At 59.8% G+C, this 18,474-nt stretch carries 18 protein-coding genes and 1 pseudogene; 14 read left to right on the top strand and 5 right to left on the bottom strand.

Annotated elements, in window-relative coordinates; genetic code table 11:
* The first annotated feature begins 159 nt into the window (after positions 1–159).
* A complete protein-coding gene (locus AB4O12_RS13740) occupies positions 160–1,050 on the top strand; it encodes an AraC family transcriptional regulator (protein WP_016770956.1) in 891 nt (296 codons plus the stop codon).
* Positions 1,051–1,233: 183 nt separating this feature from the next.
* Here the strand turns inward: AB4O12_RS13740 and AB4O12_RS13735 are convergent, their stop codons facing one another.
* Positions 1,234–2,898, bottom strand: coding sequence for an electron transfer flavoprotein-ubiquinone oxidoreductase (locus AB4O12_RS13735; RefSeq protein ID WP_016770955.1), 1,665 nt, complete (start codon positions 2,896–2,898; stop codon positions 1,234–1,236).
* Between the two features lie 550 nt (positions 2,899–3,448).
* Here AB4O12_RS13735 and AB4O12_RS13730 point away from each other — a divergent pair.
* The 10 genes from AB4O12_RS13730 to AB4O12_RS13685 all read left to right on the top strand — a co-directional run bounded on the left by AB4O12_RS13730 (position 3,449) and on the right by AB4O12_RS13685 (position 12,877).
* The gene (locus AB4O12_RS13730; protein ID WP_007908338.1) at positions 3,449–4,198 is read left to right on the top strand and encodes an electron transfer flavoprotein subunit beta/FixA family protein; all 750 of its coding nucleotides are present in this window, start codon (positions 3,449–3,451) and stop codon (positions 4,196–4,198) included.
* The gene (locus AB4O12_RS13725; RefSeq protein ID WP_056788298.1) at positions 4,199–5,128 is read left to right on the top strand and encodes an electron transfer flavoprotein subunit alpha/FixB family protein; all 930 of its coding nucleotides are present in this window, start codon (positions 4,199–4,201) and stop codon (positions 5,126–5,128) included. It begins immediately after the preceding gene.
* An 82-nt stretch (positions 5,129–5,210) separates the two neighbouring features.
* Positions 5,211–6,032, top strand: a complete 822-nt coding sequence (locus tag AB4O12_RS13720) for a substrate-binding periplasmic protein (RefSeq protein WP_460058756.1) — start codon at positions 5,211–5,213, stop codon at positions 6,030–6,032.
* A 9-nt stretch (positions 6,033–6,041) separates the two neighbouring features.
* A complete protein-coding gene (locus AB4O12_RS13715) occupies positions 6,042–6,404 on the top strand; it encodes a DUF4398 domain-containing protein (RefSeq protein ID WP_038860459.1) in 363 nt (120 codons plus the stop codon).
* A complete protein-coding gene (locus AB4O12_RS13710) occupies positions 6,401–7,213 on the top strand; it encodes an OmpA family protein (protein ID WP_056788304.1) in 813 nt (270 codons plus the stop codon). The genes AB4O12_RS13715 and AB4O12_RS13710 overlap by 4 nt, the downstream gene beginning before the upstream one ends.
* 201 nt (positions 7,214–7,414) lie before the next feature.
* Positions 7,415–8,854 (top strand): aminotransferase-like domain-containing protein, encoded by a 1,440-nt coding sequence (locus AB4O12_RS13705; RefSeq protein ID WP_041478242.1) that lies wholly within the window; start codon positions 7,415–7,417, stop codon positions 8,852–8,854.
* 78 nt (positions 8,855–8,932) lie between these two features.
* The gene (locus AB4O12_RS13700; RefSeq protein ID WP_041478244.1) at positions 8,933–9,406 is read left to right on the top strand and encodes a hypothetical protein; all 474 of its coding nucleotides are present in this window, start codon (positions 8,933–8,935) and stop codon (positions 9,404–9,406) included.
* A gap of 163 nt (positions 9,407–9,569) precedes the next feature.
* The gene (locus AB4O12_RS13695) at positions 9,570–9,824 is read left to right on the top strand and encodes a YkgJ family cysteine cluster protein (RefSeq protein WP_016770949.1); all 255 of its coding nucleotides are present in this window, start codon (positions 9,570–9,572) and stop codon (positions 9,822–9,824) included.
* Between the two features lie 40 nt (positions 9,825–9,864).
* A complete protein-coding gene (locus AB4O12_RS13690) occupies positions 9,865–10,470 on the top strand; it encodes an START domain-containing protein (protein WP_056788309.1) in 606 nt (201 codons plus the stop codon).
* 313 nt (positions 10,471–10,783) lie between these two features.
* Complete coding sequence (locus AB4O12_RS13685) at positions 10,784–12,877, top strand: LTA synthase family protein (RefSeq protein ID WP_041478246.1); 2,094 nt, start codon at positions 10,784–10,786, stop codon at positions 12,875–12,877.
* 72 nt (positions 12,878–12,949) lie between these two features.
* Here the strand turns inward: AB4O12_RS13685 and AB4O12_RS13680 are convergent, their stop codons facing one another.
* Positions 12,950–13,102: a DUF3309 family protein gene (locus tag AB4O12_RS13680; protein WP_003183939.1), complete on the bottom strand. Its 153-nt coding sequence runs from the start codon at positions 13,100–13,102 to the stop codon at positions 12,950–12,952.
* A gap of 331 nt (positions 13,103–13,433) precedes the next feature.
* Here AB4O12_RS13680 and AB4O12_RS13675 point away from each other — a divergent pair, with 331 nt between their 5' ends.
* The 3 genes from AB4O12_RS13675 to csrA all read left to right on the top strand — a co-directional run bounded on the left by AB4O12_RS13675 (position 13,434) and on the right by csrA (position 14,965).
* Positions 13,434–14,249 carry an SDR family oxidoreductase gene (locus AB4O12_RS13675; RefSeq protein ID WP_041478247.1) on the top strand — a complete coding sequence of 272 codons (816 nt, stop codon included), beginning with the start codon at positions 13,434–13,436 and terminating at the stop codon, positions 14,247–14,249.
* Positions 14,250–14,313: 64 nt separating this feature from the next.
* Positions 14,314–14,646 carry a YnfA family protein gene (locus AB4O12_RS13670; RefSeq protein ID WP_016770946.1) on the top strand — a complete coding sequence of 111 codons (333 nt, stop codon included), beginning with the start codon at positions 14,314–14,316 and terminating at the stop codon, positions 14,644–14,646.
* 133 nt (positions 14,647–14,779) lie between these two features.
* Positions 14,780–14,965: a carbon storage regulator CsrA gene (gene csrA, locus AB4O12_RS13665; protein WP_024013891.1), complete on the top strand. Its 186-nt coding sequence runs from the start codon at positions 14,780–14,782 to the stop codon at positions 14,963–14,965.
* A 5-nt stretch (positions 14,966–14,970) separates the two neighbouring features.
* Here csrA and AB4O12_RS13660 read toward each other — a convergent pair whose 3' ends face one another.
* The 3 genes and pseudogenes from AB4O12_RS13660 to ngg form a co-directional block, all read right to left on the bottom strand.
* Positions 14,971–15,198 carry a YheU family protein gene (locus AB4O12_RS13660; RefSeq protein WP_003172962.1) on the bottom strand — a complete coding sequence of 76 codons (228 nt, stop codon included), beginning with the start codon at positions 15,196–15,198 and terminating at the stop codon, positions 14,971–14,973.
* 169 nt (positions 15,199–15,367) lie between these two features.
* Positions 15,368–16,558: an osmoprotectant NAGGN system M42 family peptidase gene (locus tag AB4O12_RS13655; protein WP_024013890.1), complete on the bottom strand. Its 1,191-nt coding sequence runs from the start codon at positions 16,556–16,558 to the stop codon at positions 15,368–15,370.
* A gap of 165 nt (positions 16,559–16,723) precedes the next feature.
* A pseudogene (gene ngg / locus AB4O12_RS13650) lies at positions 16,724–18,473 on the bottom strand (N-acetylglutaminylglutamine synthetase).
* Between the last annotated feature and the right edge of the window lies 1 nt (position 18,474).

Here is an 18,474-nt window from a genome sequence, read left to right as displayed (position 1 = left end):
GCGGTGAATTCTGGCCGTCAGACGCGGGTGCGGCCATGACGATTTCTCCGGGTCTCATGCCTAATCCTCCGGCATGCGGGTTTCGGCGATCGCATTGGTCAGCGGATCTGCGATGATGTTTTCATCCACTTTTCCGTGAATTTTACGAAGACCTATTCGATGCAGTTGACCCGTCATCTTGATGCCAATGCCCGGCTGGTTTCGCTGATCGAACCGCTGGCGCTGCGCGATGGCTACAGCCAGACCGGCCTGCCCGGTGTGCAGATCCTGCGCGCCAGTTGCGACGTCGCCCGTGGCCCGCACATTTACGAGCCGAGCCTGATGATCATCGCCCAGGGCAGCAAACTGGCGTTCCTCGGCCCACGAACCATGGAATACGGCGCCGGGCATTACCTGATCCAGGCGCTGCCGGTGCCGTTCGAATGTGAAACCTTTGCCTTGCCCGATGCGCCATTGCTCGGTGTGTCGGTGGCGATTGATCGCGTCCTGCTCGGCGAATTGGTGCTGGCCATGGGGCTGGCGCCGGGTCGGCATATTCCGGCGCAGACGCCGGAGTCGATGACCTCGGTGGTGCTCGACGATGGCATGCGCGGTTGTGTCGAGCGGCTGCTCAGCTGTCTGCACGATCCGCTGGAATGCCAGATTCTCGGCCCGGCGCGGGTCCGCGAGTTGTTGTTCGTTGCGTTGCGCGGGCCGCAGGCGGATGTATTGCGTGCGTTGGTCGAGCAACAAGGGCAATTCGCCCGGGTGGCGGCGTCGATCAGCCATCTGCATGCGCATTACACCGAGCCGCTCAATGTCGAGACACTGGCCGGTTGCGCGAACATGAGCGTGTCGACGTTTCATGAGCATTTCAAGCGCAGCACACTGTTGTCGCCGGTGCAGTATCTCAAGCGTTTGCGCTTGTTGAAGGCGCAGACGCTGCTGGTGGCGGAGGGGCTGGGTGTCGCGCAGGTGGCGCATCGGGTGGGGTATCAGAGCACGTCGCAGTTCAGCCGCGAGTACAAGCGTTACTTCGAACGCAGTCCGGGGGATGAGCGCGCTGCCTGATCCGCCGATATTCCCTGTGGGAGCGAGCCTGCTCGCGAAGGCGCTGGATCAGTCGACATCATCTTTATATGACACACCGCTTTCGCGAGCAGGCTCGCTCCCACAGTTGTTTTGTGGTGTCAGGGGTATTTTGGGCAACAAAAAGGCCCCCATTGCGGGAGCCTTGTTGTTCAGCGTTTCGACTTACATGTTCGGGTAAGTCGGGCCGCCGGCACCTTCCGGCGCGACCCAGGTGATGTTCTGCGCAGGGTCCTTGATGTCACAGGTCTTGCAGTGCACGCAGTTCTGGGCGTTGATCTGGAAGCGCTTCTCGCCGTCTTCCTTGGTGATCACTTCGTATACGCCGGCCGGGCAGTAACGCTGCGCCGGTTCGTCGTACAACGGCAGGTTTTTGCTGATCGGGATGCTCGGATCAGTCAGCTTCAAGTGGCATGGCTGCTCTTCTTCGTGGTTGGTACCGGAGATGAACACCGAGCTGAGTTTGTCGAAACTCAGTTTGCCGTCGGGTTTCGGATAGTCGATCTTCTTGCAGTCGGCCGCGAGCTTGAGGCAGGCGTAATCCGGCTTGGTGTCGCGCAGGGTGAACGGCAGTTTGCCGCCGAAGATGTTCTGGTCCAGCCAGTTGAAACCACCGCCGATGATCGCGCCGTACTTGTGGATCGCCGGGCCGAAGTTACGGCTGGCGAACAGTTCTTCATGCAGCCAGCTGTTCTTGAATGCGTCGACGTAAGTGGTCAGTTCGACGGTGCAATCCTGCTCGGCGAACAACGCATCGGCCACCGATTCCGCCGCGAGCATGCCGGACTTCATCGCGGTGTGGCTGCCTTTGATCTTGGCGAAGTTCAGGGTGCCGAGGTCGCAACCGATCAGCGCGCCGCCCTTGAAGACCATTTTCGGCAGCGAGTTCAGGCCGCCCTTGGCGATGGCGCGGGCGCCGTAGCTGACGCGCTTGCCGCCTTCCAGATATTGCTTGAGCACCGGGTGATGCTTGAGGCGCTGGAACTCATCGAACGGCGACAGGTAAGTGTTGCTGTAGGACAGGTCGACGATCAGACCGACCACCACCTGATTGTTTTCCAGGTGATAGAGGAACGAGCCGCCGGTGTTCTCGGTGCCCATGATGTCCAGCGGCCAACCGGCGGTGTGCACCACGAGGCCCGGCTGATGCTTGGCCGGGTCGATTTCCCAGATCTCTTTCAGACCAATGCCGTAATGCTGCACGTCGGCATCGCTGTCGAGGTTGTAGCGCTTGATCAGTTGCTTGCCGATGTGGCCACGGCAGCCTTCGGCGAACAGCGTGTATTTGCCACGCAGTTCCATGCCAGGGGTGTACAGGCCTTCTTTCGGGTTGCCTTCACGGTCGACGCCCAGATCACCGGTGATGATCCCGCGCACTACGCCGTTTTCATCGATCAGCGCTTCCTGAGCGGCGAAGCCCGGGTAGATTTCCACACCCAGATTCTCGGCCTGCTGAGCCAGCCAGCGGCACAGGTTGCCCAGGGAGATAATGTAGTTGCCTTCGTTGTGCATGGTCTTGGGCACAAAGAAGTCGGGAATCTTCTGCGCGCTGTCGGCGTTTTTCAGTACGAAAATGTCATCGCGCGTGACTGGCGTGTTCAGCGGTGCGCCGAGTTCTTTCCAGTCCGGGAACAGTTCGTTCAGGGCGCGGGGTTCGAACACCGCACCGGAGAGGATGTGTGCGCCGACTTCGGAGCCTTTTTCGACCACGCAGACGCTGATTTCCTTACCGGCGTCAGCGGCCTTCTGCTTCAAGCGGCAGGCGGCGGACAGACCAGCGGGGCCGGCACCGACGATGACGACGTCGAATTCCATGTATTCGCGTTCCACAGGCTATCTCCTACTCAAGGCTCAACAGTTTTTTTTCTAATATGGAGGTTTGATCTCGCATCCGTATTGCCTTTACGTTAACGTCAAAGGGAATATTGGCGAATCCACCTTTCTCTCTAGGCGGCGCATTATATCTACACCACTCCTAGCGTCCAATACAAACGTTTGTTTGAATCGCCTCCAGCCCTGATAAATCAAAGAAGCGCGGCTTATGACAGGGCATTTTGGCGTATTGACCAGAATGGGCGTTCCGGTCAAGATACGGGCGGTTTTGCGCTCGCCGTAGGCAGACTGGCGGTTTCAAGAGCACCTCTAAAGACAGGGCACAGGCAGTAGACGGTGATGCGCAGCGCAAGTCCGGCGCGCAGTTTACACAGCGTGAGAATGAATGACCCGACAGTCACCCCTGACGAACGGTCACCGCTCTTCGCGAAGTGAATCACCTCACATTCAAGCCGGCGTTTTTAGAGGTGCCCTTGTCGCCCGATGAGCATCATCCGCCAGGTTCGCCTAGGCGACTTTCTTTTCACCGGAGAGTAACGAGGAATCCATGAAGGTTCTTGTAGCTGTCAAACGCGTTGTGGATTACAACGTCAAGGTCCGCGTCAAGGCGGACAATTCCGGCGTCGACCTCGCCAACGTCAAGATGTCGATGAACCCGTTCTGCGAAATCGCCGTGGAAGAAGCCGTACGCCTGAAAGAGAAGGGCGTTGCGACTGAAATCGTCGTCGTCTCGATCGGCCCGACCACCGCTCAGGAGCAGCTGCGTACCGCACTGGCTCTGGGTGCCGACCGCGCCATCCTCGTCGAATCCGCTGAAGACCTGACCTCGCTGGCCGTGGCCAAGCTGCTCAAGGCCGTTGTCGACAAGGAACAGCCTCAGCTGGTGATCCTTGGCAAACAGGCGATCGACAGCGACAACAACCAGACCGGCCAGATGCTCGCGGCACTGAGCGGCTACGGTCAGGGCACCTTCGCTTCGAAAGTCGAAGTCTCCGGCGACAGCGTTGCCGTGACTCGCGAAATCGACGGCGGCGCGCAGACCGTTTCGCTGAAACTGCCGGCCATCGTCACCACCGACCTGCGTTTGAACGAGCCGCGCTATGCGTCCCTGCCAAACATCATGAAAGCCAAGAAGAAGCCTCTCGAAGTGCTGACTCCGGACGCTTTGGGCGTTTCCACCGCCTCCACCAACAAGACCCTGAAAGTCGAAGCGCCGGCTGCACGCAGCGCGGGCATCAAGGTCAAGTCGGTGGCTGAACTGGTTGAAAAACTCAAGAACGAAGCGAAGGTAATCTAAATGACTATCTTGGTTATTGCTGAACACGACAACAAAGTGCTGGCCCCGGCCACACTGAACACCGTGGCTGCTGCGGCAAAAATCGGCGGCGACATCCACGTTCTGGTAGCAGGTCAGGGCGCAGGCCCGGTGGCCGAAGCCGCAGCGAAAATCGCTGGCGTGAGCAAAGTCCTGAATGCTGACAACGCCGCTTACGCGCATCAGCTGCCGGAAAACGTTGCTCCGCTGGTTGCAGAGTTGGGCAAGAATTACAGCCACATTCTGGCTGCCGCCACTTCCAACGGCAAAAACATCCTGCCGCGCGTTGCTGCTGCGCTGGACGTTGACCAGATCTCCGAGATCATCTCGGTAGAAAGCGCTGACACTTTCAAGCGTCCGATCTACGCCGGTAACGCCATCGCCACCGTGCAATCAACCGCCGCGATCAAAGTGATCACCGTGCGTGCCACCGGTTTCGATCCGGTTGCTGCTGAAGGTGGTTCGGCTGCCGTTGAAGCTGTTGGCGCTGCGCACGACGCCGGTACCTCGAGCTTCGTCAGCGAAGAGCTGGCCAAGTCCGATCGTCCTGAGCTGACCGCTGCCAAGATCGTCGTCTCTGGCGGCCGCGGCATGCAGAACGGTGACAACTTCAAACACCTGTACGCGCTGGCCGACAAGCTTGGCGCTGCTGTTGGCGCTTCGCGCGCTGCGGTCGACGCAGGTTTCGTACCGAACGACATGCAGGTCGGTCAGACCGGCAAGATCGTTGCGCCACAGCTGTACATCGCCGTCGGTATCTCCGGCGCGATCCAGCACTTGGCCGGTATGAAAGACTCCAAAGTGATCGTTGCGATCAACAAGGACGAAGAAGCGCCGATCTTCCAGGTGGCCGATTACGGCCTCGTGGCGGATCTGTTCGAAGCAGTACCTGAGCTGGAGAAGCTGGTCTAATCCTGCGGCTTCACTTATAAAGAGCCCGGCCTGTTGGTCGGGCTTTTTTTTTGTCTCGAATTTCAAGCGGGAGCGTTTAGCCATGGATCTGCGCTGCGGATGGTTGTTGGGATGGGTGCTGTTGCCAGGTCTGGCCACGGCCGCTGGCAAGTGCGAGCGCCTGGTTGTCACCGGCAGCCCGGATGCGCCGCCCTATCTGTGGCAGGACCCGCAAAACCCCAAGCGCCTGATCGGCGCCAGTGCCGATCTGTTGCAGCAAGTGGCCAAGGATCTGGGCATCAAAGTTGACCTGCTCTACGCCGGCAAACGCTCGCAGGCCCTCGATGAAGTGCGCAGCGGGCGCATGGACATGCTGGCCGACGCGCCGTTGACCGTGAATGAGCTGGAAAACCTCGACTACATCCATCCGCCACTGCTGGAAAACGACTATCTGGTGTGGACGCGCAAAGGCTCGACGCTGACCTATGCCGAGGCCAGCGACCTGAAAGGCCACGCCGGCGCTGTGTCGGAAAAGTCTCGGATGACCCAGGCATTCGGCACCTTCGCCGAACAGAATCTGACCCTGACGCGGACAGCCAATCTTACCCAGGCCCTGCAGAAACTTCTTTTGGGCGAGGTGGAATATGTTCTTGCCGGACGTTACTCAGGCCTGGCCGCCGCGCAGACATTGGGCATGACCAGCGATCTGTTGGCGTTCGAACAACCCATCGACCGGCCGGGTCTGTTCCTCGCGGTTTCGCATAACTCGGCTTGCAACGATCCGTGGTTGCGCGGACAGCTCGCCAAAAAGATGACAGAATTGCCCGCGTCCGGACTGACGGAAGCCGCGCTGCAAAGCAACATCGAGCGCTGGAAGGCGCAACAGCAACAGTCGCCACAACCTGTCAGTGCCCCAAAACAGTAGGGATTCTTAGTGAGTATTCGACCTCTTTTCGCGGCTGTGGCCGTTCTGGCCCTGGCCGGGTGCGCATCCGATCCGGCACCCAGTGAACAAATGCGTTTGACCGAACAAGCCATCGTGCAGGCCAAGGCAGTCGGCGCTACCGCCGACGAAGTGCCGGAAATGCAACTGGCCGAAACCAAATACAACCGCGCCAAAGGCAGCATGGCCGACGAGTCCTATCGCAACGCGCGCATGCGTGCCGAGCAGGCGGAACTGGATGCACGTCTGGCCGAGGCCAAGGTGCTGACGAAAAAAAGTGAAGAACAGCTGAATGTGCTCAATACCCGCATTGTCCGCCTGCGCAAGCAGCTGCAACTGGGGGAAGCACAATGAGCCTCAAGTCCAATGCTCTCGGCATTCTGCTCCTCGCCGGTTGCGCCAGCCTGTACGGCTGCGCCGGCCAGCACAGCGAGGCGGCGCTGCAACAGGCCGGCGCTGATTTCCAGAAGGTCAAGGAAGATTCCAACGTCCTGCGCATTGCGCCGAAAGACGTGATCCGCGCCGGCGAATCCCTGGCCCGTGCCGATCGGCTGTCGACCTATTGGGGCAGCGGTGCCGACGTGGTGCATTACGCCTACTTGAGCCAGCGCTACAGCGAAATCGCCCGCGAGCACACCAACCAGGCGCTCAACGAGGAACGCGCAGCCAAGCTCGAGCTTGAGCGTCAGCGTCTGCAACTGGCTCTGCGCGAGTCGAAGCTGCTCAGTGTGCAGCAGCAGGGCAAGTGGCTGGAGGAACAGATCGAGGCGCTGGCCACCACACAGACCGACCGGGGGCTGGTCATGACCCTCGGCGACGTGTTGTTCGACACCGGCCAGGCGGAACTGAAAAACTCGGCCAACCGTGTCGTGCTGAAGATCGTCCAGTTCCTGCAACTCAACCCCAAGCGCGTGGTGCGCATCGAGGGCTACACCGACAGCACCGGTGGCAAACAGGAAAACCTCAAACTGTCCCGCGATCGTGCGCAGTCGGTAGCTGACGTGCTGGTCGATCTGGGCATCGATGAAAAACGCATTCAGGTCGAAGGTTATGGCGACCAGTTCCCGGTTGACGCCAACGCCTCCGAGCGCGGCAGGGCGCAGAACCGCCGGGTGGAAATCGTGTTCTCCGACGAAAAAGGCCAGCTCGGCGCCGCCCGCTGAGGGCTGCGTCTCTGGAAAGCCCGGACTGTCATGCAGTGCCGGGCTTTTTTATGTCTGTCGATTGCTGCGCAAAACCGTACAGATGGGGCAGACACCCCACTGTACGGTCGAGTAATCTGGCAACTGTCCCAGTACACTTCTAAACTGTTCCGGTATTGTTTCAGACAAGAATAAAACGCCCGTGAAATCGAGTGCTGCGTCATGACCAATCTCTTGCTCTACCAACGTATTGCTCAGCAACTGGCCGAAGACATCCGCCGTGGTGTCTATCAACCGGGGGAGCGCGTGCCTTCGGTGCGCAAGATGAGTTCGCAGCTCAACGTCAGCCATGCGACGGTGTTGCAGGCTTACGCCAACCTTGAAGATCAGGGCCTGATCCGCGCTCGGCCGCAGTCGGGTTACTACGTGCACCAGACCCCAGCGCTGACCGCGCCGACGCCGGATATTGCCCGGGTCGAACGGCCGGGGCTGGTGACGCGCAGCAGCATCATTCAGCAGGTATTGGTCGAATCCCGCCGCGAAGGCGTGTTTCCGCTGGGCGCTGCGGTGCCGAGCGTCGATTATCTGCCGGTGCGCGCGCTGCATCAGCAACTGGCCAAGGTCACCCGGTTTCACAGTCCACGGGCGTTCAGCTACATGTTCAGCCCCGGCTTCGAACCGCTGCGTCGGCAAGTCGCGATCCGCATGCGTGACGCCGGCGTGGTGGTCGATCCGTCGGAAGTGGTGATTACCCACGGCTGTGTCGACGCCTTGCAGATGTCATTGCGTGTGCTGACCCGGCCGGGGGATCTGATCGCTGCCGAATCACCGACCTATTACGGCCTGCTGCAACTGGCCGATCTGCTTGGCCTGAAGGTCATCGAAATCCCCAGCGACCCCGCCACCGGCATGAGCCTGGAAGCCTTGCAACTGGCCGCCAACCAGTGGTCGATCAAGGCGCTGGTGCTGACCACGCGCCTGAGCAATCCCCTCGGCGGAACCATGCCGGAAGAGCGGCAGAAACAGTTGCTGCGGCTGGCCTCGGATTTCGACATTCAGATTGTCGAAGACGATATCTACGGCGAACTGATGTTCGAGCAGGGCCGTACCAAGGCGCTGAAGGCTTACGACAGGCTGGATCGGGTGATCTACTGCTCGAGCTTCTCCAAAACCTTGTCGCCAGGTGTGCGTATCGGCTGGATGATCGCCGGCAAATACCAACAGGAAATCCAGCGCCTGCAAACCTTCAGTACCCATTCGGCGTGCAGCGTCACGCAGATGGCGATTGCCGCCTATCTGGAAAACGGTGGTTATGACCGGCATTTACGCTACATCCGCCAGGAGTACCGGAAAAACCTCAGCGCGTTCCAGCTGGCGGTTCAACAGCATTTCCCTGAAGGCACGCAGATGTCCCGTCCAACGGGCGGTTTCATCCTTTGGGTGAGCTTGCCGGGGCGGGTCAACACCCAGGAATTACATGTCCGCGCACTGCAACAAGGCATCAGCATCGCGCCGGGGCTGATCTTCAGCAACACCGAGCAGTTCAACCACTGTATCCGGCTCAATTGCGGCATTCCGTGGAACCGCGAGGCGGAGCGCGCGCTGATGACGTTGGGTCTGTTGGCCACCCAACTGTGTCAGGAAATGGCTGGCGGATTCTGAACGGGGAGGGCGGTGGTGCTTGTCATGTGACGCACAACAAGCGAGCATGTGGCCCTCTGCCGTTAGTTCGTTGGGTCCATGAAAGCCATTGTTCCTGCCGCGTGGGTATTGCTGGGTTTGTTGATGATCGGTCAGGCACCGGGTGTCATGGCGGCCGCAGCCCAGGAAAAACCGGCAGCGACCAGTACGACGAAGAAAGCCGTCAAAACCGTGGCTCCGGCAAAAAAAGCCCAGGCCAAAAAAAACGCCACGGTGAAGAAGCGTCGCCCGGTTGCCTCGAAGTCGAAATCCGCCAGCGAAGTGGCCAAGACCAAATTGCCGCCGGCAAAACTCGATCTCAGCCTGCCCAAGGATATGGTTGAAGACCTGAAGCCACAGGGCACCGTAGAACTGCCCAAACGCGAGGCCATCCTGCCGCAGATGTTTGGCGAAAAAGATAACGGCTTCCAGCTCAACGGCCGCTTGCTCAGCAATGAAATGGAGTTGCAATTGCGCAACGAAGCGCGACGCGATGTGGAAGGCGCGGCGCTGGATTTCGAATTCAAGCAATAGATGCAGGCCTCTGCGACGCGCAGAGCAGACGCTTCGTCGGAGACTGCCCGGTCACTTTTACTTATCGTTGAAAAGCCGCTTGCAGCAATTTGAAACGGCTGTTTTAGCGGTTACTCTGTTTCCCGTCTCTTTACACATCGCCCGTCGCGAGGATCTGTTCGTCATGAAATGCCGTGAAGGCTGTGGCGCTTGCTGCATTGCCCCCTCCATCAGTTCGCCGATTCCCGGCATGCCCGATGGCAAACCCGCCGGCGAACGTTGCGTGCAACTGTCGGTCGATAACCTGTGCAGCATTTTCGGCCGTCCGGAACGTCCGGCTGTCTGCTCGGGCTTCGCTGCGGATGTCGAGGTGTGCGGCAGCAGTTCAGAAGAAGCGATCAGATTGATCGGCTGGTGGGAGCAGATGACGGCGGCGTGATGTGTTCACCAACGGAACTTCAACAATAAGGAATAAAACTATGGGTTCGCTGCACCGTATCGCTGTGTTGTGTGGTCTGACTGCCGTACTAGCCACTTCGGTCGCCCACGCGGAAGACTGGAAAGTGGCCAAGAACGAAGACGGCATCAAGGTTTCCCTGAGCGAAATACCCGGTTCGGATTACAAGTCCTACCAAGGCGTTGCGCTGATGAAAACCACCGTTGCCAAACTGCGTGCCTTGCAGGAAGACGTCTCCGGCGCCTGCGCGTGGATTCACGAATGCAAGAGCCAGAAACTGCTCAAGCACGAAGGCGATCTGAGCTGGACCTATTCGCAATTCAATACGCCGTGGCCGGTGACCCCGCGTGATTCGGTGTTGAAGATCACCACTGTTGAGGGCGCCGATGGCAGCCTGACCCGTAATCTTGAAGGCGTGCCGACCTATCTGCCGGAAGAAAAAGGCTTCGTGCGGGTTCAGCAAGTCAAAGGCTTCTGGAAGTTCGTGCCTAAAGGCGATCAGGTTGAAGTGACTTACCAGGTGCACACCGAGCCGGGCGGTAGCGTGCCGGCCATGGTCGCCAACAAGTTTGTGGTGGATGCGCCATTCAATACCCTGAAAGCGCTGAAAGAACGCGCCGAGAAATAATCAATTGGCTGTAAGCAAAACGCCCCGATCGCTTCGGGGCGTTTTGTTTTGTCTCTAAATTGTATTTCCAGATATGCGTTGCACGAAATTTTCACAAAGTCTCCAAGACAATTCGCCCGCACTTGTTGACTGCCATTGCGTTGCCAGCCTTCGAATGAAAGTCTCGAAGGGCTGGGCAGTAATCAATGGCAATGGTGTGAACGATCGTGCAACATTTGCGCACCGCGCACGCCCCGGGGTCTGGAATGACCAATAGAGGGCATGGCGCCGCTGTATTTTTGCAACTTCAACTTCCAATGGGTCCTAAAACGACATGGCAAACCCGGACGCCCTGAGTCAGCAGCGATCTTCTGCTCGTCTGCTGCAACCGACCGTCAAATCGCATCTGGCCTACACGCTGCTGTGCGCGCTGGTCATGATGGTGATGTTTTCCGCGCTGCGCCTCGCGCTGCTGGTCTACAACCGCGAGATGATCCTCGACACCCCGGCCGCGACCTTCCTTGAAGCGTTCGTCAACGGTCTGCGTTTCGACCTGCGCCTGGTGGTCTACCTGTGCATTCCGCTGGTGCTGGCGCTGTTCAGTGCCCGGGCCATGGCCGCGCGCGGTTTCTTCCGTCTGTGGCTGACCGTCGCCTCGAGCATCGCGCTGTTCCTCGGCCTGATGGAAATGGACTTCTACCGCGAGTTTCACCAGCGCCTCAATGGTCTGGTGTTCCAGTACGTGAAGGAAGACCCGAAAACCGTAATGAGCATGCTCTGGTACGGTTTCCCGGTGGTGCGCTACGTGCTGGCGTGGGTAATCGGCACGGTCATTCTGACCCTGGCGTTCAAAGGTGCCGACCGCGCCACCCGCCCGCGCGGGCCGTTCAGCGGGGGCAGCGTCAGCTCCCGTCAGGTTGCGCCGTGGTACACCCGCCTGGCGGTGTTCGTGGTCTGCCTGCTGATCTGCGTAGTCGCCGCTCGCGGCACCTTGCGTCAAGGCCCGCCGATGCGTTGGGGTGACGTCTATACCACCGATTCCAACTTCGCCAACCAGCTCGGCCTCAATGGCACGCTGTCGCTGGTCGCCGCAGCCAAGGCGCGCATGGGCGAAGACCGCGACAATATCTGGAAAGCCACGCTGCCTCAGGAACAGGCGCAGCAAGTGGTGCGCGACATGCTGCTGATGCCGGACGACAAACTGGTCGATGCCGACATCGCCGCTGTTCGCCGCGACTACATGCCGCCGGCTGACAAGACCCTGCCGATCAAGAACGTTGTGGTGATCCTGATGGAAAGCATGGCCGGTCACTCGGTCGGTGCTTTGGGCGCGCCGGGCAATATCACCCCGTACCTGGACAAGCTGTCGAAGGAAGGTCTGCTGTTCGACCGTTTCTTCTCCAACGGCACCCACACCCATCAGGGCATGTTCGCGACCATGGCCTGCTTCCCCAACCTGCCAGGTTTCGAATACCTGATGCAGACCCCGGAAGGCAGCCACAAACTGTCCGGCCTGCCGCAGTTGCTCAGCGCCCGCGACTATGACGACGTCTATGTCTACAACGGCGATTTCGCCTGGGATAACCAGTCGGGCTTCTTCAGCAACCAGGGCATGACCAACTTCGTTGGCCGCAATGACTTCGTCAACCCGGTGTTCTCCGATCCGACCTGGGGCGTGTCCGACCAGGACATGTTCGATCGTGGCCTGCAAGAACTGAAGGCGCGGGAAAACGGCAAGCCGTTCTACGCGCTGCTGCAAACCCTGTCCAACCACACACCGTACGCCTTGCCGACGCCATTGCCGGTCGAGCGCGTGACTGACCGTGGCAGCCTCAACGAACACCTGACCGCCATGCGCTACTCCGATTGGGCGCTCGGTCAGTTCTTCGAGAAGGCGCGCAAAGAGAAGTACTTCAACGAAACCCTGTTCGTCATCGTCGGCGACCACGGCTTCGGCAACGAGCGCCAGATCACCGAAATGGACCTGGGTCGCTTCAACGTGCCGATGCTGATGATTGCCCCGGGCATTCAGCAGAAGTTCGGTACCCGCGACCACACCGTGGGCACGCAGATCGACATCGTACCGACCATCATGGGCCGTCTCGGTGGCGAAGTGCGTCACCAGTGCTGGGGCCGTGACCTGCTCAACTTGCCGCAGGGCGATACCGGTTTCGGTGTGATCAAGCCTTCGGGCAGCGAACAGACCACCGCCATTGTCACCGCCGACCAGATTCTGGTGCTGCCGCGTGACAAGGACATGGGCCCGAAAATCTGGCAATACCAGCTCGGCGCCAACCCGCACGCCGAAGTAGTGCCGGACGCGCCGCGCACTGCCGAACTCAAACTCAAACTTGAGGCGTTCCTGCAAACCGCGACCAAGAGCCTGCTCGATAACACCGCCGGTGTTATTCATGGCAAGCCGGACTGATCACTTCTTAAAGTCCACGCAATAAAAAAGAGGCCCTTGAACAAGGGCCTCTTTTTTTACCGCGTCAAATCGTCATATCTTGCCGAGTAACAACAGCACCAGCAGCACGACCAACACCACGCCGATAATGCCCGACGGGCCATAACCCCAACTTCTTGAGTGCGGGAAGACCGGCAGACCACCGATCAGCAACAGGATCAGGATGATGATTAGAATTGTGCCCATGGGTGATTTCCTTGTTCAGAGTCTGGAAGAGTCTTGATGCTCAGTGGGCAGCTGGAGAGCAACTAAATTCCAGCCGGCTTACATGTTCCGACTTGCGCCGATGAAAAAAAATTCAATGTTTTTTTAATGTATTTGGATTGCTCGGTTATTTCCTTTCCAGCAAAAAGATCGCAGCCTCGTTGCACTCGTCAGCTCCTGCATGAGACCAACCGGAAAACAATGACGGCTGGAATCTTTTGATCCTCCATTCAGCAACTGGATGGAGCGTGGGCGAACGAAGTTCCTTCGCTACACTCGGCGCATCTCTCCCGGAACAACAAGGCTGTCCGCTATGCAAAATCGCATGATGATCACTGGTGCAGGCTCAGGCCTGGGTCGCGAAATCGCGCTGCGCTGGGCCCGTGAAGGCTGGCGGCTGGCCTTATCCGATGTCAGTGAGCCCGGCCTGCAGGAAACCTTGAAGCTGGTGCGCGAGGCGGGCGGTGACGGCTTCATCCAGCGCTGTGACGTGCGCGATTACAGTCAGCTCACCGCCTTCGCCCAGGCCTGCGAAGAGAAACTCGGCGGCATCGACATCATCGTCAACAATGCCGGCGTCGCCTCGGGCGGTTTTTTCAGCGAATTGTCGCTGGAAGACTGGGACTGGCAGATCGCGATCAACCTGATGGGCGTGGTCAAAGGCTGCAAGGCGTTCCTGCCGCTGCTGGAAGAGAGCAAGGGCAAGATCATCAACATCGCCTCCATGGCCGCGTTGATGCAAGGCCCGGCAATGAGTAACTACAACGTGGCCAAGGCCGGCGTAGTGGCGTTGTCGGAGAGTCTGCTGATCGAACTGGCGCAGCAGGAAGTGGCGGTGCATGTGGTTTGCCCGTCGTTCTTCCAGACCAACTTGCTCGATTCTTTCCGTGGCCCGACCCCGGCCATGAAAGCCCAGGTCGGCAAGTTGCTGGAAAGTTCGCCGATCAGCGCAGCCGACATCGCTGACTACATCTATCAGCAAGTCGCCGCCGGCGAATTCTTGATTCTGCCCCACGAACAAGGGCGCATGGCCTGGGCGCTCAAACAGAAGAATCCGCAACTGCTCTACAACGAAATGACTTCCATGGCCGAGAAAATGCGCGCCAAGGCCAAACAAAACAACGCTTGATCTTGTTTGATGCCCGTCGCGTCGTTAGGGTGGCCGCCAATGGTCACCCTGTCGAGATGCGCTCATGCTCAATTACTTGTGGTTCTTCCTTGCGGCGCTGTTTGAAATCGCCGGCTGTTTTGCCTTCTACATGTGGCTGCGCCAGGGCAAGAGCGCGTTGTGGGTGATTCCCGCGTTGCTCAGCCTGACCCTGTTCGCGCTGTTGCTGACCCGTGTTGAAGCGGCCTACGCCGGGCGCGCCTATGCCGCGTATGGCGGGATCTACATCGTTGCTTCGATTGGCTGGCTGGCGGTGGTCGAGCGGGTGCGTCCGCTGGGCTCGGACTGGATTGGCATGGCCCTGTGCGTGGTCGGTGCCAGCATCATTCTGTTCGGGCCGCGCTTTTCCGCTGCCTGAGGCTTTTGTGCGAAGTGTCTGACAGCCGTGGGCGTGGGCGCCTGTAGGGCAAGACTGATTTGCTCGTCGTGGATTGTGAAGACGCTGTAAGCCGCGCATCTTCAGGGTTTGCCAGTCCTGAAGGATGAATCCCATGCTTGTACTCAGCCGTGTGGTCGGTGAGTTGATTTCAATCGGAGACGACATCACCCTGCGTGTTCTGTCGGTCAACGGCTCCAGCGTGCGCTTCGGCGTCGAGGCGCCGAAAAAGGTCCATGTACACCGCGCCGAGGTCTATGACCGGATCAAGCGCAAGGAGGCTGCGGCGAAGGCTGGCTGACGGCTTCAGTCGAACAGATGCTTGGGTACGTCGTGCTTGAGCATCAGCTGGCACTGCTCGCTTTCCGGATCGAACACGATCAATGCCTGGCCTTTGGTCAGTGCCTGACGCACGCGCAGGACGCGGGTTTCCAGCGGGGTGTCATCGCCGTTGTCGGTACCGTCGCGGGTGACGAAATCCTCGATCAGGCGGGTGAGGGTGTCGACTTCAAGCGCGTCGTGGGGAATGAGCATGGGCACCTCGGTCAAATCAATGTCGGGATGCTACGGGGAATGGGTTTCGTCTGCCAGTTCTGTATCGGTCTTGCCGGCCCATTCGCGAGCAGGCTCGCTCCCACCTTTGAGTTGCGATCCCTGTGGGAGCGAGCCTGCTCGCGAAAGCGGTTATCTGTTCACCGAAGGCTCAACTGTCAGAACGCTGCCCAACCAGACTGTCCACCGGCGGCACGCGGGTTTCGCTTTCCATTTGGGTGTCATGCTCGATCTGATGGCTGAAGCGATCCAGTGAAGCATTGGCTGGCGCCGCATCGCTGGCGAAGACCGGCGGGCTCAGAATGTACGCGCCGAGCAAACGGCTGAGCGCCGCCAGGCTGTCGATGTGCGTGCGTTCGTAGCCATGCGTGGCATCGCAGCCGAAAGCGAGCAGGGCAGTACGAATGTCGTGGCCGGCGGTGACCGCCGAGTGCGCATCGCTGAAGTAATAGCGGAACATGTCACGGCGCACCGGCAATTCGTGTTCATCGGCCAGACGCAACAGATGCCGCGACAGGTGATAGTCATACGGCCCGCCCGAATCCTGCATCGCCACGCTCACCGCGTGTTCGCTGGAGTGTTGGCCGGGGGCGACGGGTGCGATGTCGATGCCGACAAATTCGCTGACGTCCCACGGCAATGCCGCCGCTGCACCGCTGCCGGTTTCCTCGGTGATGGTGAACAGTGGATGGCAATCGATGTTCAGTTCCTGGCCACTGTCGACAATCGCCTTCAGGGCAGCGAGCAGTGCCGCGACGCCGGCCTTGTCGTCGAGGTGGCGAGCACTGATATGGCCGCTTTCAGTGAACTCCGGCAGCGGATCGAAGGCCACCACGTCGCCGACATGGATGCCCAGCGATTCGCAATCGGCTTTGGTCGTGCAGTAGGCATCCAGACGCAGTTCGACGTGGTCCCAACTGATCGGCATTTCATCGACCTGGGTGTTGAACGCATGCCCGGACGCCATCAGCGGCAACACGCTGCCGCGAATCACCCCGGTGTCGGTAAACAGGCTGACCCGGCTACCCTCGGCAAAGCGACTCGACCAGCAGCCGACCGGGGCTAGGGTCAGGCGACCGTTGTCTTTCACCGCACGCACAGCAGCGCCGATGGTGTCCAGGTGCGCAGACACCGCGCGGTCAGGGCTGCTCTTTTTGCCCTTCAACGTCGCGCGGATGGTCCCGCGCCGGGTCATTTCAAACGGAATGCCCAGCTCTTCGAGACGCTCGGCGACGTAGCGCACGATGGTGTCGGTGAAACCGGTCGGGCTGGGAATGGCGAGCATTTCCAGCAGGACTTTTTGCAGGTAAGCCAGATCCGGTTCAGGGATTTGTGTGGTCATGGTCATGGAAACTCCTGATGGGTTGAGCACACCGATGGTTTCGATGAGGAAAATTGGTGGTGACGTTCAGGGCCTCTTCGCGAGCAGGCTCGCTCCCACATTTGGAATGCATTCCCCTGTGGGAGCGAGCCTGCTCGCGAAGGCGTCAGCCGGAACAACGATGGTTCAAGAGACAGCCGGCTGACTATGCGGAAACAACAGATCGACAAAGCGCTCCGCCGTCGGCTGCGGTTCATGGTTGGCCAGGCCGGCGCGTTCGTTGGCTTCGATGAACACGTACTCGGGCTGATCCGCCGCCGGCACCATCAGATCGAGCCCGACCATCGGAATGTCCAGCGCCCGCGCCGCGCGCACTGCCGCGTCGACCAGGGTCGGATGAAGAATGTCGGTCACGTCTTCCAGCGTACCGCCAGTGTGCAGATTGGCCGTGCGCCGCACGAACAGATGCTCGCCGGCCGGCAGGATGCTGCTGTAGTCGTAACCGGCCGCGTGCAGCGTGCGTTGGGTTTCGTGGTCAAGCGGGATCTTGCTTTCGCCGCTGGTGGCCGCTTGCCGACGGCGACTCTGCGCTTCGATCAGCGCACCGATCGAATGCTGACCATCGCCAACCACTTCCGCCGGCCGGCGAATCGCCGCCGCTACCACTTCAAAACCGATCACCACGATGCGCAGATCAAGGCCTTCGTGGAAGCTTTCCAGCAGCACGCGACTGTCAAACTGCTTGGCGGTTTCGATGGCCTTCTGCACTTCTTCGATGGTGCGCAGATCCACCGCGACGCCGTGGCCCTGTTCGCCATCGAGGAGGCTTGACCACCACCCGTTGGTGCTCATCGAGGAAGGCCAGGTTGTCGTCGGCGTTGCCCGCCAGTTGCTGCGCCGGCAGTTTCAGGCCTGCGGCCTTGAGCACCTTGTGGGTCAGGCTTTTGTCCTGGCACAAGGTCATGCTGATCGCACTGGTCAGGTCGCTCAGCGACTCGCGGCAACGCACGCGACGGCCGCCGTGGCTGAGGGTGAACAGCCCGGCGTCGGCGTCATCCACTTGCACGTCGATACCGCGCCGATGGGCTTCTTCGACGATGATCCGCGCGTAAGGATTGAAGTTCGCCTCAGGCCCCGGGCCGAGAAACAGCGGCTGGTTGATGCCGTTTTTGCGCTTGATGGCGAAGGTCGGCAGGTTGCGGAAACCCAGTTTGGCGTAAAGGTTTTTCGCCTGACGATTGTCGTGTAGCACCGACAGATCCAGATAAGCCAGGCCGCGACTCATGAAGTGCTCGACCAAATGTCGCACCAGCACTTCGCCGACGCCCGGGCGTGAGCAATGCGGGTCGACCGCCAGGCACCACAGGCTGCTGCCGTGTTCCGGGTCGTTGAAGGCTTTTTCATGATTGAGACCCATGACACTGCCGATCACCGCGCCGCTGTCCTCGTCTTCCGCCAGCCAGTACACCGGGCCGCCCTGATGATGTGGGGTGAGCAGCTCCTGATCGATCGGCAACATGCCGCGCGCCTGGTACAAACGGTTGATGCCCTGCCAGTCGGTTTCGCTTTGCGCACGACGAATGCGGAAGCCGCGAAACACCCGCGTGGCCTGCCGGTAATCGCTGAACCACAAACGCAAGGTGTCGGATGGATCGAGAAACAGCTGCGTCGGCTCGAGGCCGAGAATCTGCTGCGGTGCGGCAACATACAGGGCGATATCGCGTTCGCCGGGCTGCTCGTTGAGCAGCTCCTGCGCCAGTGACGCCGGGTCGGGAAAGGTGTGACCGATCAGCAGCCGGCCCCAGCCGCAATGCACGGCAATCGGGGCGCTGGCAGGCTCGCTGCCGTCTTCGGCCAGGCGCGCCTGCAAACGTTCATACGACGGGGCCTGACCACGCAACAGGCGTTGGTTGATGGACGTGGCATGGGGTTTCATC

The organism is Pseudomonas sp. S2_A05 (assembly GCF_054668485.1).
The sequence above is the reverse complement of the archived record's forward strand: the minus strand, read 5'-3'. Positions and strand labels throughout refer to the sequence as shown.

Coding starts and splice junctions, on each gene's coding strand:
- AB4O12_RS13685 (WP_041478246.1), top strand. CDS start 10,784: ATGGCAAACCCGGACGCCCTGAGTCAGCAGCGATCTTCTGCTCGTCTG.
- AB4O12_RS13695 (WP_016770949.1), top strand. CDS start 9,570: ATGAAATGCCGTGAAGGCTGTGGCGCTTGCTGCATTGCCCCCTCCATC.
- AB4O12_RS13725 (WP_056788298.1), top strand. CDS start 4,199: ATGACTATCTTGGTTATTGCTGAACACGACAACAAAGTGCTGGCCCCG.
- csrA (WP_024013891.1), top strand. CDS start 14,780: ATGCTTGTACTCAGCCGTGTGGTCGGTGAGTTGATTTCAATCGGAGAC.
- AB4O12_RS13705 (WP_041478242.1), top strand. CDS start 7,415: ATGACCAATCTCTTGCTCTACCAACGTATTGCTCAGCAACTGGCCGAA.
- AB4O12_RS13675 (WP_041478247.1), top strand. CDS start 13,434: ATGCAAAATCGCATGATGATCACTGGTGCAGGCTCAGGCCTGGGTCGC.
- AB4O12_RS13710 (WP_056788304.1), top strand. CDS start 6,401: ATGAGCCTCAAGTCCAATGCTCTCGGCATTCTGCTCCTCGCCGGTTGC.
- AB4O12_RS13670 (WP_016770946.1), top strand. CDS start 14,314: ATGCTCAATTACTTGTGGTTCTTCCTTGCGGCGCTGTTTGAAATCGCC.
- AB4O12_RS13700 (WP_041478244.1), top strand. CDS start 8,933: ATGAAAGCCATTGTTCCTGCCGCGTGGGTATTGCTGGGTTTGTTGATG.
- AB4O12_RS13680 (WP_003183939.1), bottom strand. CDS start 13,102: ATGGGCACAATTCTAATCATCATCCTGATCCTGTTGCTGATCGGTGGT.
- AB4O12_RS13740 (WP_016770956.1), top strand. CDS start 160: ATGCAGTTGACCCGTCATCTTGATGCCAATGCCCGGCTGGTTTCGCTG.
- AB4O12_RS13720 (WP_460058756.1), top strand. CDS start 5,211: ATGGATCTGCGCTGCGGATGGTTGTTGGGATGGGTGCTGTTGCCAGGT.
- AB4O12_RS13690 (WP_056788309.1), top strand. CDS start 9,865: ATGGGTTCGCTGCACCGTATCGCTGTGTTGTGTGGTCTGACTGCCGTA.
- AB4O12_RS13660 (WP_003172962.1), bottom strand. CDS start 15,198: ATGCTCATTCCCCACGACGCGCTTGAAGTCGACACCCTCACCCGCCTG.
- AB4O12_RS13730 (WP_007908338.1), top strand. CDS start 3,449: ATGAAGGTTCTTGTAGCTGTCAAACGCGTTGTGGATTACAACGTCAAG.
- AB4O12_RS13655 (WP_024013890.1), bottom strand. CDS start 16,558: ATGACCACACAAATCCCTGAACCGGATCTGGCTTACCTGCAAAAAGTC.